The sequence below is a fragment of the Streptomyces sp. NPDC001922 genome, from assembly GCF_042891165.1.
Classification (GTDB): Bacteria; Actinomycetota; Actinomycetes; order Streptomycetales; family Streptomycetaceae; genus Streptomyces.
The window spans coordinates 108782-124052 of sequence record NZ_JBIASV010000019.1 but is presented as its reverse complement, the minus strand read 5'-3'; the positions used below and the strand labels follow the sequence as shown (position 1 = coordinate 124052).

At 74.6% G+C, this 15271-nt stretch carries 13 protein-coding genes; 4 read left to right on the top strand and 9 right to left on the bottom strand.

Going from position 1 to position 15271, the window contains the following annotated elements; translation table 11 throughout:
* Window positions 1-110: 110 nt before the first annotated feature.
* Both ACFYYR_RS29950 and ACFYYR_RS29945 read right to left on the bottom strand, forming a co-directional pair.
* Window positions 111-653, bottom strand: coding sequence for an ATP-binding protein (locus tag ACFYYR_RS29950; RefSeq protein ID WP_388860462.1), 543 nt, complete (start codon window positions 651-653; stop codon window positions 111-113).
* A gap of 153 nt (window positions 654-806) precedes the next feature.
* Complete coding sequence (locus tag ACFYYR_RS29945) at window positions 807-1136, bottom strand: hypothetical protein (protein ID WP_388860459.1); 330 nt, start codon at window positions 1134-1136, stop codon at window positions 807-809.
* 163 nt (window positions 1137-1299) lie between these two features.
* On the opposite strand from ACFYYR_RS29945, the gene ACFYYR_RS29940 reads away from it, so the two are divergent.
* On the top strand, window positions 1300-2430 hold the full coding sequence (locus ACFYYR_RS29940) for a PLP-dependent cysteine synthase family protein (protein ID WP_388860456.1): 1131 nt from the start codon (window positions 1300-1302) through the stop codon (window positions 2428-2430).
* Between the two features lie 273 nt (window positions 2431-2703).
* Here ACFYYR_RS29940 and ACFYYR_RS29935 read toward each other — a convergent pair whose 3' ends face one another.
* Together ACFYYR_RS29935 and ACFYYR_RS29930 are read right to left on the bottom strand one after the other, a co-directional pair.
* A complete protein-coding gene (locus ACFYYR_RS29935; RefSeq protein WP_388860453.1) occupies window positions 2704-3186 on the bottom strand; it encodes an SRPBCC family protein in 483 nt (160 codons plus the stop codon).
* Window positions 3187-3250: 64 nt separating this feature from the next.
* On the bottom strand, window positions 3251-4093 hold the full coding sequence (locus ACFYYR_RS29930) for a DeoR/GlpR family DNA-binding transcription regulator (RefSeq protein WP_388860450.1): 843 nt from the start codon (window positions 4091-4093) through the stop codon (window positions 3251-3253).
* Between the two features lie 217 nt (window positions 4094-4310).
* On the opposite strand from ACFYYR_RS29930, the gene ACFYYR_RS29925 reads away from it, so the two are divergent.
* Entirely contained in the window at window positions 4311-6713 is a 2403-nt protein-coding gene (locus tag ACFYYR_RS29925) for a hypothetical protein (RefSeq protein WP_388860447.1), read from the top strand.
* On the opposite strand, the gene ACFYYR_RS29920 is transcribed toward ACFYYR_RS29925, so the two are convergent.
* The 4 genes from ACFYYR_RS29920 to ACFYYR_RS29905 form a co-directional block, all read right to left on the bottom strand.
* Window positions 6680-9133, bottom strand: a complete 2454-nt coding sequence (locus ACFYYR_RS29920; RefSeq protein ID WP_388860444.1) for a right-handed parallel beta-helix repeat-containing protein — start codon at window positions 9131-9133, stop codon at window positions 6680-6682. The genes ACFYYR_RS29925 and ACFYYR_RS29920 overlap by 34 nt on opposite strands.
* A gap of 95 nt (window positions 9134-9228) precedes the next feature.
* Window positions 9229-9837: a hypothetical protein gene (locus ACFYYR_RS29915; RefSeq protein ID WP_388860441.1), complete on the bottom strand. Its 609-nt coding sequence runs from the start codon at window positions 9835-9837 to the stop codon at window positions 9229-9231.
* 85 nt (window positions 9838-9922) lie between these two features.
* On the bottom strand, window positions 9923-10747 hold the full coding sequence (locus ACFYYR_RS29910; protein WP_388860438.1) for an MOSC domain-containing protein: 825 nt from the start codon (window positions 10745-10747) through the stop codon (window positions 9923-9925).
* 60 nt (window positions 10748-10807) lie between these two features.
* A complete protein-coding gene (locus ACFYYR_RS29905) occupies window positions 10808-11260 on the bottom strand; it encodes a DUF6643 family protein (RefSeq protein WP_351506998.1) in 453 nt (150 codons plus the stop codon).
* 290 nt (window positions 11261-11550) lie between these two features.
* On the opposite strand from ACFYYR_RS29905, the gene ACFYYR_RS29900 reads away from it, so the two are divergent.
* Entirely contained in the window at window positions 11551-12855 is a 1305-nt protein-coding gene (locus ACFYYR_RS29900; RefSeq protein ID WP_388860434.1) for a TerD family protein, read from the top strand.
* A gap of 4 nt (window positions 12856-12859) precedes the next feature.
* On the opposite strand, the gene ACFYYR_RS29895 is transcribed toward ACFYYR_RS29900, so the two are convergent.
* Complete coding sequence (locus ACFYYR_RS29895; RefSeq protein WP_388860431.1) at window positions 12860-14158, bottom strand: glycosyltransferase; 1299 nt, start codon at window positions 14156-14158, stop codon at window positions 12860-12862.
* Window positions 14159-14408: 250 nt separating this feature from the next.
* Here ACFYYR_RS29895 and ACFYYR_RS29890 point away from each other — a divergent pair, with 250 nt between their 5' ends.
* The gene (locus tag ACFYYR_RS29890; RefSeq protein WP_388860428.1) at window positions 14409-15197 is read left to right on the top strand and encodes a glutamate racemase; all 789 of its coding nucleotides are present in this window, start codon (window positions 14409-14411) and stop codon (window positions 15195-15197) included.
* Window positions 15198-15271 lie beyond the last annotated feature (74 nt).

Below are 15271 nucleotides of genomic sequence, written 5' to 3'. Positions count from 1 at the left end.
GCATCAGCGTCCTCTTCGCCATGCTCCGCGACGGCACCTTCTACCAACCCAGAACCCCACGGCTCGCTTGACGAAAGACATAGAGGCACCCCCCTGGGACCCCCGCCCGGTCAGCCCACGACGGTCGGCCGGGCCCGGGTCCCCTCCAGGCACACGGCCGCCACCGTCACGGGGTCCACGGCACCCCGGGCGGCCGGGGCGGGGGCGTTCAGGGAGTACGGGGCCACGGGGCGGGCCGGTGCCGCGGGCACCGCGGGTACGGGGGCCGGCAGCGAGAACCAGACCACCTTGCCGCCGTCGTCGTGCGGCCGCACCCCCCAGCTCTCGCTGACCGAGGCGACCAGCGCCAGACCCCGCCCGCAGGTGGCGGCGAGATCGGCGCCCCGCAGGCTCGGCACCCGGGGGTCGTTGTCCCGCACCGAGACCGTGAGCCGGTCCAGGAAGAACGCGATCTCGATGCTGCACTGCTTGTCCGGCTCGGCGTGCCGGTGGACGTTGGTGAGCAGCTCGGTGACCCCGAGGGCCGCCGCGTCGATCAAGGGATCGAGATGCCAGTAGCGCAACTGCGCCGAGAGAATTCTGCGGACCTGGCCGATCCGCGACGGCAGGGCCTGGAGCTCCACCGTGCAGTGCCTGCTGGGCTTACTGATCACGGACGACTCCCTGATGAGGTTCGGAAGACGAAGAACGCATTCAGTGCTGGCTGATGCTGTGCCCGGTCGGCCGGTGCGTCACCGCCGGTGAACCCTCAGTCACGTCCCACCAGAGTGAACCCGGGAGGGCCCACGCGCAACTCGCGCAACGGCTCAACTCCGGGCCGCGTGCCCGCCCGCCGTCCGCACCGCGTCGAGGAAGCGGTGCGCCGACGGCGGCCCCGCCTCGCCCGGCGCGGGGTCCTGCTCGCTGAGCGTCAGCAGATAGCGGGTGCCGTTGACGGTGGCCAGCGCACGGTCGCGGGTGGCGAACCACGGTTTGCCCGCCCGCACCAGATGCACCGGCGCGCTGTCGATCTCACTGCCGTAGCTGGTCAGCAGGGTCAGCCTGCCGTCGCGGATGAGTACCTGTCCCGCGCTGGTGAGCGGGCGCAGCCAGCGCCCGATCCGGACCCCCGTCGCGGTGAACTCCTGCTCTGCCATGCTGCACCGTCCCCTTGGCGAAGAATGCGCCGTCCGCGCCCCCATTGTCCCCTCTCCTGCGCAGTCTGCCCGCGCCGGGGCCGGTGCGCCAGTGTCCCCCTCTATGATGCGCAGGACCTGGCCGCACCGCTGCCGACCAGGGAAGATCATGAGGAGCGCGCCGGTGGGCACCACGAACCAGGGGCGGACCGGCAAGCCGGTCGCGACTGTCGACATCGACCGCAGCGACCCGGAGTACCGGGCCTGGCTGAAGGAGGCCGTCCGCCGTGTGCAGGCGGATGCCAACCGGTCCGCCGACACGCATCTGCTGCAGTTCCCGCTGCCGGAGCAGTGGGGGATCGACCTCTACCTGAAGGACGAATCCACCCACCCCACCGGCAGTCTGAAGCACCGTCTGGCGCGCTCGCTCTTCCTCTACGGCCTCTGCAACGGCTGGATCCGCCCCGGCCGGCCGGTGATCGAGGCGTCCAGCGGTTCCACGGCGGTCTCCGAGGCGTACTTCGCGAAGCTGATCGGGGTGCCGTTCATCGCGGTGATGCCGCGCACCACCAGCCGGGAGAAGACCCGCCTCATCGAGTTCCACGGCGGCCGGTGCCATCTGGTGGACGAGCCCGGGACGGTCTACGAGGTCTCGGCCCGCCTGGCGGCGGAGACCGGCGGTCACTACATGGACCAGTTCACCTACGCAGAGCGGGCCACCGACTGGCGCGGCAACAACAACATCGCCGAGTCGATCTACCAGCAGATGCGCCGCGAGCGGTACCCCGAACCGGCCTGGATCGTCGCGACGGCCGGCACCGGCGGCACCTCGGCGACCATCGCCCGCTATGTGCGCTACATGCAGTACGACACCCTCGTCTGCGTGCCCGACCCGGAGAACTCCTGCTTCTTCGAGGGGTGGACGACCGGGGACCTGGAGGTGTCCAGCGACTCCGGCTCACGGATCGAGGGCATCGGCCGTCCGCGGATGGAACCGAGCTTCGTGCCCGGCGCGATCGACCGGATGATGAAGGTGCCGGACGCGGCCTCCGTCGCAGCGGTACGCGCTCTGGAACGGGCCCTCGGCCGGCGGGCGGGCGGTTCCACCGGCACCGGTCTGTGGAGCGCGTTGAAGATCGTCTCGGAGATGGTGGCCGAGGGGCGCACCGGAAGCGTGGTCACGCTGATCTGCGACCCGGGCGACCGCTACCTCGACAAGTACTACTCCGACGCCTGGCTGGAGTCCGAGGGCCTGGACATCGCCCCGTACGGCGCGGCGATCGACGCGTTCCTCGCCACCGGCGTCTGGCCCTGAGGGACCGGGGCGTCTCCTCCGGCACCGCGGGCCCGGACCGGGCGCGCCGCCGGCCCGGGTCCGGCGGTCTCCGGGGCGCCGGCGGCCCCTCCGAGTGCGGCGCGGGGCCGGCGGCTCAGGGCGTCGGGGCGGCTCCGGGGACGGAGCGCCCGGGACGGCGTACCGGCGGCCGTCGCGTACCGGTGGCTGCGGGCCGGTGACGCCGGCGCGGGAAGCGTCGGAACGGGGGAGCGGCCCGGTGAACGCCGGTCCGCCGCCCCGTCAGCAGGCGGCCTACGGCGCGCCGCTCGCCATGAGACGCCGGTCAAGGGTGCGCACGGCGGTGCGGAAGGCGTGTGCCAGCCCGGGCCGGAGCAGCCGCAGGGCGAACCGGAGCGGAGCGGGGCCGTCGGCGGCGAACGTCCACTGCACCTCGGTGCCCGCCCCGTCCGCCGTCAGCCGCCACTCCTCCAGCAGGGCGCCCAGGGCGGGGGCGTTGGTCGCGTCGACCCGGTACGCATAGCGGTCCGGGGCCTGCGCAGCCATGATCGTCTCGGCGAAGCGGACACCGCCCCGCAGCCGGACCTCCCGGCCCCGGCCGCCGTCCGTCGGCCGGGCCTCGGCCACGGCGCGGAACCACCGCGGCCAGCCGGTGACGTCCTCCGCGAGCGCCCGGTGCACCGCCTCGGGCGGCGCGGCCGTGCCGGTGCGGAAGACCAGCCGCACCGGAGCGGTGCGCACGAAGTCGAGGTCCACGGGACGGAGTCGGCGGGCCATGGGGCCTGCACCTCCAGCGGTGTCTGCCGTTCGGGCGGGGGCGGACACCCTAGCGGCCGGGCCGTCAGATGTCTTCGGGCCCGGACTCGCCCGCGACCACCAGCTGCGGCAGATGCTCGGAGATCTCCGCCCGGGCGGCAGCCGGCAGCCCCGCGTCCGTCACCATGGCGTCGACGTCGTCCAGCGAGGCGAACGAACTCAGCCCCACCGTCCCCCACTTGGTGTGATCGGCCACCACCACGACCCGGCGGGCGGACCGCACGAACCGGCGGTTCGTCTCCGCCTCGGCGAGATTCGGCGTCGACAGCCCGGCCTCCACCGATATCCCGTGCACCCCGAGGAACAGCACGTCGAAGTGGAGCGACCGGATGGCCTGGTCGGCGACCGGCCCCACCAGCGAGTCCGACGGGGTGCGGACCCCGCCCGTCAGCACCACCGTCGCCGGACCCGGCCGCTGCGCCGCCCCGCCGTGCGAGGCCGCGCGCTGCGCCGTGTGGAACACGTCCGCCACCCGCACCGAGTTGGTCACCACCGTCAGATCCGGCACGTCCAGCAGATGGTGGGCCAGCGCGAACGTGGTCGTCCCGCCGGACAGGGCGATGGCGCTGCCCGGGGCCACCAGCGGCGCCGCGGCCCGCGCGATGTCCTCCTTGGCGCTCTGCTCCAGGCCCGACTTCGCCTCGAAGCCCGGCTCGTGGGTGCTCGCCTCGGCGACCGGCACCGCACCGCCGTGCACCTTCTCCAGCACGCCCTGCCGCGCGAGGGTGTCCAGGTCCCGACGGACCGTCATGTCCGAGACATTGAGCTTCCGGGTCAGCTCGTTGACCCGGGCACCGCCCCGCCGCCGCACCTCGTCGAGGATCAGGGCCCGCCGCTGCTCCGCGAGGAGATTCTGGTTGTCGCTCACCCCGGCCCGTCCCTTCCGACCGTTGATCATTCCGGTCCGTTCGCCTTCATCCTCCCATGAGCCTGCGACAACCGTGCAGGCGAGCGCCCTTGTGCCCACCCGTGCTCCCGTGCGCCGGTCCGTCGCATCACGATCCGGCCTCTCCTGGCGTCCGCAGGGGTGCGCCCGCCCCGCCTCCGCAGGATCCTGAACGCATTCGACGACTCGGGGAGTGGCGATGGCGTCGGCCGTACAACCGGAATCCGGCGTGCCCACGAGCGGCCCGGCGGCGGCACCGGACACCGGGGGAGAACTGGCCCTCGAACTCCTGGTGCACGGCGTCGGAGGCACCACACCGCAGGCGATGCTCGACGACCCCCGGACCGTCCGCGTCACCGGGGACGAGACCGCCGGCATCCACCGGCGGTGCGACGACGCGGACGCCGAGCACCGCCCCGAGGACTACCGCGACCGGCCCGTCCCCGAGGCGTACTGCTGGTGCAACCTGACCTCCGGCAACGGCGCCCGCGCCCTGTGGCTCGTCCTGCTGCCCTTCATGGTGGCCAACCTGGCGCACTGGATGCGGCCCGCCGCCACCGGCCGCCCCCGCGCCTTACGCGCCTACGGCGTGCTCGTCCGGCTGCTCTCCCTCAGCCTGACCGTGCTGCTGGTCGCCGCCGCCTGCGAGGTGGCCCTCGACCTCGCCGCCTGGCAGTGTGCCGGCTCCCCGGCCTGCGCCCGCGACAAGTCCTGGCTGGGATTCCTCTCCCCGGAGCACGGCGGCTGGTGGGCCCAGCCGGGGCGGCGCCTGGCCCTCGCCGCACTGCTCCCCGCCCTGCTGACCGGACTGCTCTGGTGGCTCTCCCACCGCACCTGGAGCGCCTACGAGTCCCAGCCCCCGCTGCGCCGCCCGGCCGACGACGACGGTCCCGAGGCCGCGGCGCGCCCCGCCCTGCGGCTGCCCGGCTTCTGGTACGGCCGCCGGCTGGTCGCCCGGCTGCGCGCCGCCCACACCGCGGCCGGATTCCTGACCGTGGCCGCCGCCCTCACCGCCGCCGCCACCCGCCACGACCGCAGACCCGGCGGCAGCGGCTGGCTGGACGCCCTCGGCTGGCTGCTCTACGGCACCCTCGTCGCGGGCGGCCTCTTCGTGGTGTGGGTCGTGGCCAGCCGGGGCCGCAGCGAGCGCGAGCCCGACGACCGGCTGGACCGGGCCATCGTCCGCGCCCTGCCCGGCACCGCCCTCGCCGTCCTCGCCGCCGCGGCACTGCACGCCGCCTGGTCGCGGCCCGACTGGACCTCCCGGGGGCTGCTGCCCGGCGACGAGACCTTCGGAGTGATCGCCCTCGGCCAGGGCGCCCTCGTCCTCGCCATCGGAGCCACCGCCTGGTGGCTGGCCCGCAGCCGACCCGAGCACCGCACGGTCCTCGGCGGCCTCGGCGGCGCCGCGGTCGCCACGCTGGCCTGCGCCCTCGGCGGCGTCATGTCCGGCGGCGTCGCCCAGCGGGTCGCCGACTGGCTGGACGGCCCCGGCACCCCCGGCATGGACGGGCCGATCGACGGCCCTCCCGTGCTGCTCTCCTGGCAGGCCGCGATCATTCCGCTGCTGCTCGTCGTCCTGCTGGTGATCGCGGCCCACTTCGGCAACCGGACCTGGCACACCCGGCGCCGGGAGATCCGGCTCATGCCCGAGGCGTACCCCGGTGAACCGCCGGACACCGCCCGCACCCGCCGGATCGCCGGGACCGTCGCCCGCGCCGGACTCACCGACTGCGCCCCCTGGTTCGTCGGCACCATCGCCGTGGTGACCCTGCTCTTCGGCGGCGCCGCGGTCCTGGGCGCCTGGGTCACCGGCGAGGTGCCCGGGGAGGCCGCCGAGAGCGCCCCCGGGCCGCTGGCCGCCGGTGCCCAACTGGCCCAGGCGCTCGGATCCTGGCTCATCGGCGGGCTGTTCATCCTGTTCATCGCCGCCGGCCGGCAGGCCTACCGGGACGCCTCCGCCCGGCGCACCATCGGGATCCTCTGGGACGTCGGCACCTTCTGGCCCCGTGCCGCCCACCCCTTCGCGCCCCCGTGCTACGCCGAGCGGGCCGTGCCCGACCTCACCTGGCGCATGTCCACCTGGACCGAGCGGACGGGCGGCCGCCTGGTGATCTCAGGGCACTCACAGGGCAGCGTGCTCGCCGCCGCGGCCGTCTGGCAGCTCGACCCGCGCACCCGGCGCCGGGTGGCCCTGCTGACGTACGGCTCCCCGCTGGAACGGCTCTACGGACGCTGGTTCCCCGCCTACTTCGGCCCCGGCCCGCTGCGCGCCCTCCACCGGGAGGTGCACTGCTGGCGCAATCTGTGGCGCCGCACCGATCCCATCGGCGGTCCGGTCCTGCCGCTCGACGGCACGGACCCGGAGGTCGACCGGGGGCCGCTGCGCGACCCCCTCGCCTACGGCCGGACCGCCGAACACCCGCTGCCCGCACCGATTCTGGGCCACTCCGACTACCAGGCCGACCCGGCCTTCGCCGTGGAGCGCGGCGGGCTGCTGGCCCGTCTGCCGGGCGTCCCGGAGCAACGCCCCGGGCCCGGCGCGGAGGCGGTGTGCCCGCCCGCGGGTCAGGCCGCCGGCTCGGGCAGGTCCTCCCGGTAGAGCAGGGTGAGTTCGTCCGTGCTCGGGTCCGCGAGCTGGGCGACCCGGCTCGCGTGCCGCTCCACCATCGACTCGAACGTCTGCCGCGCCGTGCGGCCGTTGCCGAACGCCGGCCCCTTCGGGAGCAGCGTGAAGTACTTGAGCAGTGCCTCCGCGGCGCCCTCGCCGATGCGGTACTCGTGCTCCTCGGCCTGCTGCTCCACGATGCGCAGCAGCTCCTCGGGGGCGTAGTCGCCGAAGGTGATGGTGCGGGAGAAGCGGGAGGCCACACCGGGGTTGACGGACAGGAAGCGCTCCATCTCCGCGGTGTAGCCGGCGACGATCACCACCACCGCCTCCCGGTGGTCCTCCATCAGCTTGACCAGCGTGTCGATCGCCTCGCGCCCGAAGTCCCGCCCCGAGTCCTCGGGCGAGAGCGCATACGCCTCGTCGATGAACAGCACGCCGCCGCGCGCCCGGTCGAACGCCTCCTGGGTGCGGATGGCGGTGGAGCCGATGTGCTCGCCCACCAGGTCGACCCGCGACACCTCGACCAGGTGGCCGCGCTCCAGCACCCCGAGCGAGGCGAGGATCTCGCCGTACAGCCGGGCGACCGTGGTCTTGCCGGTGCCCGGGGAGCCGGTGAAGACCAGGTGCCGGCGCACCGATGCGGCCTTCAGGCCGGCCTGCTGCCGCCGCCGGCCCACCTCGATCATGTCGGTGAGCGCCCGCACCTCGCGCTTGACGCTCTCCAGGCCCACCAGCGCGTCGAGTTCGCCGAGCACCGCGGTGGACGGCCGGGCCGGCTCGGGGGCCGGTTCGGCGGGAGCGGCGGCCGGGCCGGGCTGCGCGGGCACCGTGCCGAGCAGGCCGGTGGTGGCGGTCGCGGTCTGCACCGCCGGTGCGGTGACCGCACCGGCCGCCGCCGGAGTGCGGCGCTCGGTGCTCTCGTCGCTGGTGCAGTCCTCGCAGACGGGCCCTCCGGTGCGGCCGTCGCCCGAGGCGGCGCTCTGGTCGGAGAACTCGTAGCCGCCGCGCGTACAGCGCTCGGTGCGGCAGCGGGTCAGGGTGGTGCGGCAGCCGTCGATGATGTGGAACCCGTAGCCGCTGCTGCCCGTGACCCGGCAGCCGGTGAAGGTGCCCCGGCCCTCGGCGGACACATAGAACCCGGCCTCCGTCGGGGAGGTGACGGTGCACCGCTCCACGGTCGGGTCCGCGCCCTTGGTGACGATGACACCGGTGGCCACGTCGTCGACGGTGCAGTTGGCCAGGGTGCCGCCGCTGCCGTGGTCGCGGAACCAGGCGCCGGTCGCGGCCTCCCGGATCCGGCAGTCGTCGAGCTGGGCCGTGGCCCCGTCGCTCACCGACACCGCGGTGTTGCGGACCTGCGCGATGTCGCTGTCGACCACATCGGCCCGGGAGCCCCGGTCGAGCACGAACAGGGCGTCCGGCACGTCGTGCACCCGGCAGGAGTCCAGCACGGCGACCGCGCCGTCGCTCACCCACACCGCCGGGTAGTCGCCGGTGCTGTCGTGGATCTCGCACTGGTTGGCGTCGACCCGGGTCCCCGGATCCCAGACCGACAGCCCGTTGCGCCCGAACCGCCGCACCGTGCTGCGGGTGAGGGTGAGCACCGAACGGGAGCGCAGGTCGACCGCGTTCTCCGGGATGTCGTGGAGCGTGCAGTCCGACAGCGTGAGCACGGCGTCGGTGTCCAGGGTGATCCCGTCCGTCGACGTCCGGTGCACGGTGCAGTCGGTGAGGTGGCCGGTGGCGCGCGAGGTGATGTGCACCCCGGTGCCCTTGATCTCGTACACCTCGCAGCCGATGGCCTCCAGCGAGCTGTTCTCCCCGGTCAGCGAAAGGCCCGCGCCGGAGCAGTGGTGGATCCGGCAGCGCTCCAGCCGGGGGTGCGCGCCGCCCCGCACGGCCACTCCGGCCTGGCCGGCGCAGACCACCTCGCAGTCCTCGAAGACCCCGCCGGAGCCCTCGACGGCGCCGATCCCGATGCCGCCGGGGTTGTCGACCGTGCAGGCGCGCACCACCGGGCGGGAGCCGCCGCGCACCTCGATGCCCACCGCCGAGCGGGTGACGACCCGCAGCCCGGTCAGCTCGGGGGTGCCGTCCTCGATCAGCAGTGCGGGGGCGGCGGAGTCCTGGCCCTCGATGTGCAGGTCCTGGAGGATCGCGGAGGCGCGTACGGTGAGGGCGACACCGTCCGGCGGCGCGATCCGGACAGCGCCGCGGGAGCCCTCCGGGCCGCGCAGGGTGACGGCCCGCGTCACGACCAGGTTCTCCCGGTACGTCCCCGCGGCGACGGTCAGCACATCGCCGTCACCGGCGGCGTCCAGGGCCGCGCCGAGGGAGGCGTACTCGCCTGTGCGGCGCCGCCACCGCGAAGTGCCGGTGTGCGTCACCTGGACCGTGCCCTGTGGTGCCATGCTGCTGACGTGCCCCCACCTCGTGCGTGTGCTTCATCGCGTACGGCTGTACTGGCGCTCCACCGTAGCGTGCGCGGGGCGGGGCAGTTGACCGCTCAGCGGCCTGTGCCGGTCCTGCCCCAGTCCTGACCGGCTCGTTCCCACGCCTGGTCCCACCGGGTGTACCGCCGATGCATGAGACGCCATACGACGAGCCGTCGCACGGCCTCCACCAGAGCCGCCGTGGCGGCCGCGGCGCCGGCCCCGGCGAGCACCGCGTGCGAGGTGGCCGTGGACAGGTCCATCGGCCGGGGGACGATGCGCCCGCGGGCGTCCGTCCACAGCCGGAACCGGTCGCCGGGCGTCACCGCCCTGGGGGAGATCGACGGGCCGGTCCGGACCCTGCCGTCGGGGGCCCGCCAGGTGGCCACCACCCGGTGGTGCGCGTCCCGGGCCGAGGCGGTCTCCGGGTCGGGGTCGATCGGCGGATGCGGAACCCGGCGCACCACGGTCGCCGTCACCAGATGGCGGGCCTGGCGCTGGTCCTGCACCCACTGCGCCAGCCTGTCGTGGACACCGGTCCCCACGGCCACCCCGACCGCGGGCGCCCCGACGACGATCAGCACGGCCGCCAGCAGCGCGAACCAGGTCTCGGCGGTGTCGGTCCTCCGGCGCAGCGGGTTCCGCCGCCAGCGCCAGAGACCGGATATCACGCGCACGGTCATGCACCCCCTTCCGTGTCTGGAATGACCGCACACCCCACGGCAGATGTACGGGAAGGTCCAACGCAGAACGACATCCCCCGCCCTGTTACCCGGTCACCTCCACCGGGTCACCGATCCGGATCGTCCCGGTGTGCTCCGGGACCAGGTTCTGGCCGAAGACCAGCTGGTCGCCGGAGCGCCGGTGGCGGGCGAGGGTGCGCAGGGGCTCCTTGCCGCGGTCGCCGGTCCGCTGGTCGGTCGTGGTCATCACGCAGCGGCCGCAGGGCTTGGCGACGCGGAACGTCACCTCGCCGATCCGGACCCGGGACCAGCCGTCCTCCGCCCAGGGGGCGGTGCCGTCCACCACGACGCTGGGCCGGAAGCGGTTCATCGGCAGCGGCCCCTCGTCGGGGTGGTCGCCCTGCGCGATGAGCGAGTTGAGCGCGTCCAGGGAGGCCGTGGTGGTCAGCAGCAGCGGGAACCCGTCGGCGAAGCTCACGGTCTCGCCGGGCCGCCCGTACTCGGGGTCCACCGGGCGCCGGCGGGCCGGGTCGTCCAGATGCACCAGGCGAGCGTCGGTGCCGAGGTGGCTGCTGAACCACTCACCCGCGGCAGCGGCGGCGGGCACCGCCTTCACCGTGTCGCGCCAGACCTCCACAGCGGTCGGTGCGACGGGCTCCGGCACCTCCACCGTCAGCGGCTCCATGCCCGGCGCGGTGAGCCGGACGCCCCCGCCCGGCAGTGGCTCGGCGGCCACCAAGGCCAGGCGCGGGTGGGCCCGTTGCGTGATGAACCGGTCGGCGGTGTCGACCAGCATCCACCTGCGGTCCCCGGCGAGCCCCCACGGCTCCACGGCCGCCTCGTCGGGGTTGCAGCCCGCCACCGATTTGACCGGGTAGACGTGGACCGCTCGGAGCACTGGATTCGGCATGAGTCCAGTCTGCCAGCAGGATCGGACAAATGACCGATCGGTGGGGCCGTTCGGGGCAGGTCAGTAACCGCGCCCCTGGTACGGGCGGCCGTACTGGTCCTCGTACGGCGAGGGCGCGGGCCGGGGAGCCGCCGGACGCGGCGCGGCGGGACGCATCTGGTCGTAGCCGTTCCCGCCCGCCGGGGTCTGGTACTGCTGCGGCCCCGGATACCCGCGCGGCGCCCCCGCCTGCTGCGGAATGTACGGCGCCGGGGCGCTCTGCAGCGGCTGGGGCTGCGGAGCGGCGGCCGGATAGCCGTAGGACGGCGCCTGCTGCGAGGGGCCGGAGGGCAGCGCGGGCAGCGCCGACGGGAGAGCGGGCAACGAGCTTCCGCTGTCGTAGGCGGAAGGCACCCGGATCGGGGCGATCTGCGGGGTTCCCCGCTCTGCGACGAGGCTGTCGTAGATCGGAGTGTCCGGGAAGGAAGGCGCGGAGTAGTAACCGCCGCCATAGGTGGAGCGGGGGGAGGTCATGCTCCATAAGTTAAGCCCACGATGTGCTGATTGGGGAGACCGATCAGGGGGTTGTTTCACGAGTTCGGAGCGCGGATGGATCGCCAATGGGGATGAACTCGGGGAAAACGGGCTTCTTGTCGCGTTGAGATCCTGTAAAGGCCTTGCGCCCGGCGGGTTACCGCGGGTCGGAGGAGGTGTGGAAAGGGCTTGCTGTCGAGCGGCGCCGTACCGCACACGAACCGGCGGGCATAGGTTGTTCCCGGACATCACGGAGGCCGGACGTCCGGCACGGCGGCGAGGGGGAGAGCATGACGATGCGCAAGGGTGCGAACGTTCCGGTTCCGGCCGCGGCGGTGCGGGTCGAACTGGGCTGGCGCGCCGGGCCGGGCGTGCCCGACGCGGACGCCTCGGCGCTGCTGCTCCAGGGCTCGGGCAAGGTCCGCTCCGACGCCGACTTCGTCTTCTACAACCAGCCGGCGCACGCCTCCGGCGCGGTGCGGCACGAGGGCAAGCGCACCTCGGGGGAGGCGGTGACCGACACCCTCTCCGTCGACCTCGGCGCGGTCGAACCCGCCGTCGAGACCGTCGTGCTGGCCGCCTCCGCGGACGGCGGCGGCTTCGGCCGGGTGCCGGGGCTGCACATCCGGGTGCTGGACGCGGCGGACGGCGCCGAGCTGGCGCGGTTCGACAGCGCGGACGCGACGGTGGAGACGGCCTTCGTCCTCGGTGAGCTGTACCGCCGGCAGGGGGCCTGGAAGTTCCGTGCCGTGGGGCAGGGCTACGGCTCCGGACTGGCCGGGCTGGCCACGGACTTCGGGATCTCGGTGGACGACCCCGCGCCGCTGCCCGCAGCGCCGGCGGCCGCCGCTCCGCCTGCTGCCCCGGCGCCCGCGCCCGCCGCCGCGCCCCTCCCTCCGGCGCGGCCGGCGCCCGCTGCGGCGGTACCCGCCCCCGCCCCGCCCGCCGCTCCGGTACGCCTCAGCAAGGTCACGCTGACCAAGGACGCCCCGGCCGTGTCGCTGACCAAGCAGGGCGGCACCTCGGGCGCACTGCGGGTGAACCTCAACTGGGAGGTGCGGAAGCAGTTCAAGGGCTGGGGGAACAAGCTCGGCCGGGCCATGGCCCTGCACGCCGACCTCGACCTCGACCTGTGCGCGCTGTACGAGCTCACCGACGGCAGCAAGGGCGTCGTCCAGGCCCTGGGGAACTCCTTCGGGTCGCTGCACCACCCGCCGTTCATCCACCTCGACGGCGACGACCGGACCGGAGCCATGGCGTCCGGGGAGAACCTGACCGTCAGCCTCGACCACAAGGACCGCTTCCGGCGCATTCTGATCTTCGTCACGGTCTACGAGGGCGCGCGCAGCTTCGCCGACCTCCACGCCACCGTCACCCTGCAGCCGCAGCACGGCGCGCCGGTCGACTTCTCCCTCGACGAGTGCACCGTCCCCTCCACGGTCTGCGCCCTGGCGCTCATCACCAACACCGGCGGCGGCGAACTCGTCGTCCAGCGCGAGGCCCGCTACCTCGTCCCCGAGCGCGGGGTCAGCCCGCAGCGCACCGTCGACCGGGCCTACGGCTGGGGCATGAACTGGGCCCCCGGCCGCAAGTGACGCCTCACGGCCCCGCGCCCTCCTCGGCGGCGCCGGCGCTGGTGTGTGCGTCCGGTGTCCCGGGCCGGGCGGCGGTGTCCGGCGTCCCGGGCCGGGCGGGTGCGGCGTCGGCGCGGACGGGTGACGCCGTGGTGCCGGTCCGGGCGGGCGCCGGATACGTCCGCCCCTTCCAGGCCGCGCCGCGCCCCCGGTGGTGCTGCACCGCCGAGTCGACCGTCATCAGCAGATAGAGCGCGGCGGTGAACGGAAGCAGTGGTGCGTACCAGGGCGGTTGGCCGTAGCAGCGGAGCATCGGCAGATAGCTGCCCGCCATGACCGCCCACGCCCCCGCTCCGGTCACCGCCGCCACGAGGTTCCCGGACAGCGCTCCGCCGACGGCCGCGGCCGGCGGGGCCAGATACACCACGGCCAGCCCGCCGACCGTACCCGCCAGCAGCAGCGGACTGTGCCGCAGTTGGGCGTAGGCGGTGCGCGACACCATCCGCCACAGCTCGCCCAGGCGCGGATACGGACGCACGCTGGCCACCGGTCCGGCGAGGCCCAGCCAGATCCGGCCGCCGCGGCGCTTCACCGCCCGGGCCAGTGCCACGTCGTCGATGACGGCGTCCCGGATGCTCTCCGGGATCCCCGCCCGCGCGGCGGCGGCGTCCCGCAGCAGCACGCAGCCGCCCGCGGCCGCAGCCGTCCGCGCCCCCGGCCGGGCCACCCGGCGGAACGGGTAGAGCTGGGCGAAGAAGTAGACGAACGCCGGGACGACCAGCCGCTCCCAGAACGTCACCACCCGCAGCCGGGCCATCTGCGACACCAGGTCCAGCCCGGCGCCGTGCGCGGCGGCGACCAGCTCCCGCAGGCTGTCCCGGTCGTGCCGGATGTCGGCGTCCGTCAGCAGCAGATACTCCGGCGCGGGGGTGCGGGTGCGGGCCAGGGCGATGCCGTGGCGCAGCGCCCACAGCTTCCCGGTCCACCCCGGCCCCGGCTCACCGGGGGAGGACACCGTCAGCCGTGGGCCCCCGGCGCGTGCGGCGAGTTGCCGCGCCAGCTCTCCGGTGCCGTCCGAGCTGCCGTCGTCGACGAGGAAGATCTCCACCGGGCCCGGATAGTCCTGGGCGAGCAGCGAGCCGAGACTCGTCGGCAGGACCGCGGCCTCGTCCCGGGCGGGCACGATCACCGCCACGGCCGGCCACAGCGCCGGCGCCTCCCGCGCCGGCAGCCGCACGTCGGTGCGCCAGAACCACGCACGGCCCAGGAGCAGCCACATCCACACCGTGAGCGACCCCACGGCGACCCAGCTCAGCGCACTCACCCGGGCAGTCTGCCGGACCGTGCGCGGTGGCAGGGCGCGGCACCACGGCGGTTCGCCCCTTTGCCCCGCCCCGCTGTTCCGCCGGTCGTCCCCGCTCCCCGGGCGCCGGTTCGGCGGCCACCGGCTCCCGTTGTCCGGCGCCGGGGGCCAGGGCGCCGTGCCGTCACGCCGCTTCGCCCCCGTACGGGCCGGTGCGTGGCGGACCCGACGGCGGCGTTGCCCCGATCGGCCCATCGCATAAGGTTGCCGGGTGAAAATCGCGCTCATGGACTCCGGTATCGGGCTTCTGGCGGCCGCCGCCGCGGTGCGTCGGCTGCGCCCCGACGCCGCACTCGTGCTGTCCTCCGACCCTGATGGCATGCCATGGGGCCCCAGAACTCCGGAATATGCCACCGAGCACGCCCTGGCCTGTGCGGAGGCCGCCGCCGCCCACCGGCCCGACGCGCTGATCGTCGCCTGCAACACCGCAAGCGTCCAGGCCCTGCCCACGCTCCGCGCGGCACTGGAGCCCGGGCTGCCCGTGATCGGCACGGTGCCGGCCGTCAAGCCCGCGGCGGCGGGCGGCGGGCCGGTGGCCATCTGGGCCACCCCGGCCACCACCGGAAGTCCCTACCAGCGCGATCTGATCGCGGAGTTCGCCGACGGTGTGGCGACCACCGGCGTGCCCTGTCCGGGTCTCGCCGACGCCGTGCAGCGCGGCGACGAGGAGGCGATCGACGCCGCCATCGCCGCGGCGGCGGCCCTCACCCCCCGCGACGTACGGGCCGTCGTCCTGGGCTGCACCCACTACGAGCTGGTCGCCGAGCGCATCCGGGAGGCCGTGCAGCAGCCGTCCGGGCCCGCGATCGCGCTGCACGGCTCCGCCGGGGCCGTCGCCGCGCAGGCCCTGCGCCGGATCGGTGCCCGGCCGGCGCCCGCCGCGGACCCGTCCGACGACCTGACGGTGATCCTCAGCGGCCGGGAGAGCACCCTGCCCGAGGTCGCCCTGACCTACGCCGAGGGCCGGCTCCTCGCGGCCATGAGCCCCGCCGTGGGCTGACGCCCCACGGACCGCCCGGCGCCTGCCGCGCCGCTCCTCGGCCGGGACCTCCGCCGGGCCCGGATCCGCCGTCC

What these genes read in the sequence shown, in the direction of transcription:
- ACFYYR_RS29920 (WP_388860444.1), bottom strand. Translation starts at nt 9,133, where the DNA reads ATGGCACCACAGGGCACGGTCCAGGTGACGCACACCGGCACTTCGCGG.
- ACFYYR_RS29915 (WP_388860441.1), bottom strand. Translation starts at nt 9,837, where the DNA reads ATGACCGTGCGCGTGATATCCGGTCTCTGGCGCTGGCGGCGGAACCCG.
- ACFYYR_RS29900 (WP_388860434.1), top strand. Translation starts at nt 11,551, where the DNA reads ATGACGATGCGCAAGGGTGCGAACGTTCCGGTTCCGGCCGCGGCGGTG.
- ACFYYR_RS29910 (WP_388860438.1), bottom strand. Translation starts at nt 10,747, where the DNA reads ATGCCGAATCCAGTGCTCCGAGCGGTCCACGTCTACCCGGTCAAATCG.
- ACFYYR_RS29925 (WP_388860447.1), top strand. Translation starts at nt 4,311, where the DNA reads ATGGCGTCGGCCGTACAACCGGAATCCGGCGTGCCCACGAGCGGCCCG.
- ACFYYR_RS29905 (WP_351506998.1), bottom strand. Translation starts at nt 11,260, where the DNA reads ATGACCTCCCCCCGCTCCACCTATGGCGGCGGTTACTACTCCGCGCCT.
- ACFYYR_RS29935 (WP_388860453.1), bottom strand. Translation starts at nt 3,186, where the DNA reads ATGGCCCGCCGACTCCGTCCCGTGGACCTCGACTTCGTGCGCACCGCT.
- ACFYYR_RS29945 (WP_388860459.1), bottom strand. Translation starts at nt 1,136, where the DNA reads ATGGCAGAGCAGGAGTTCACCGCGACGGGGGTCCGGATCGGGCGCTGG.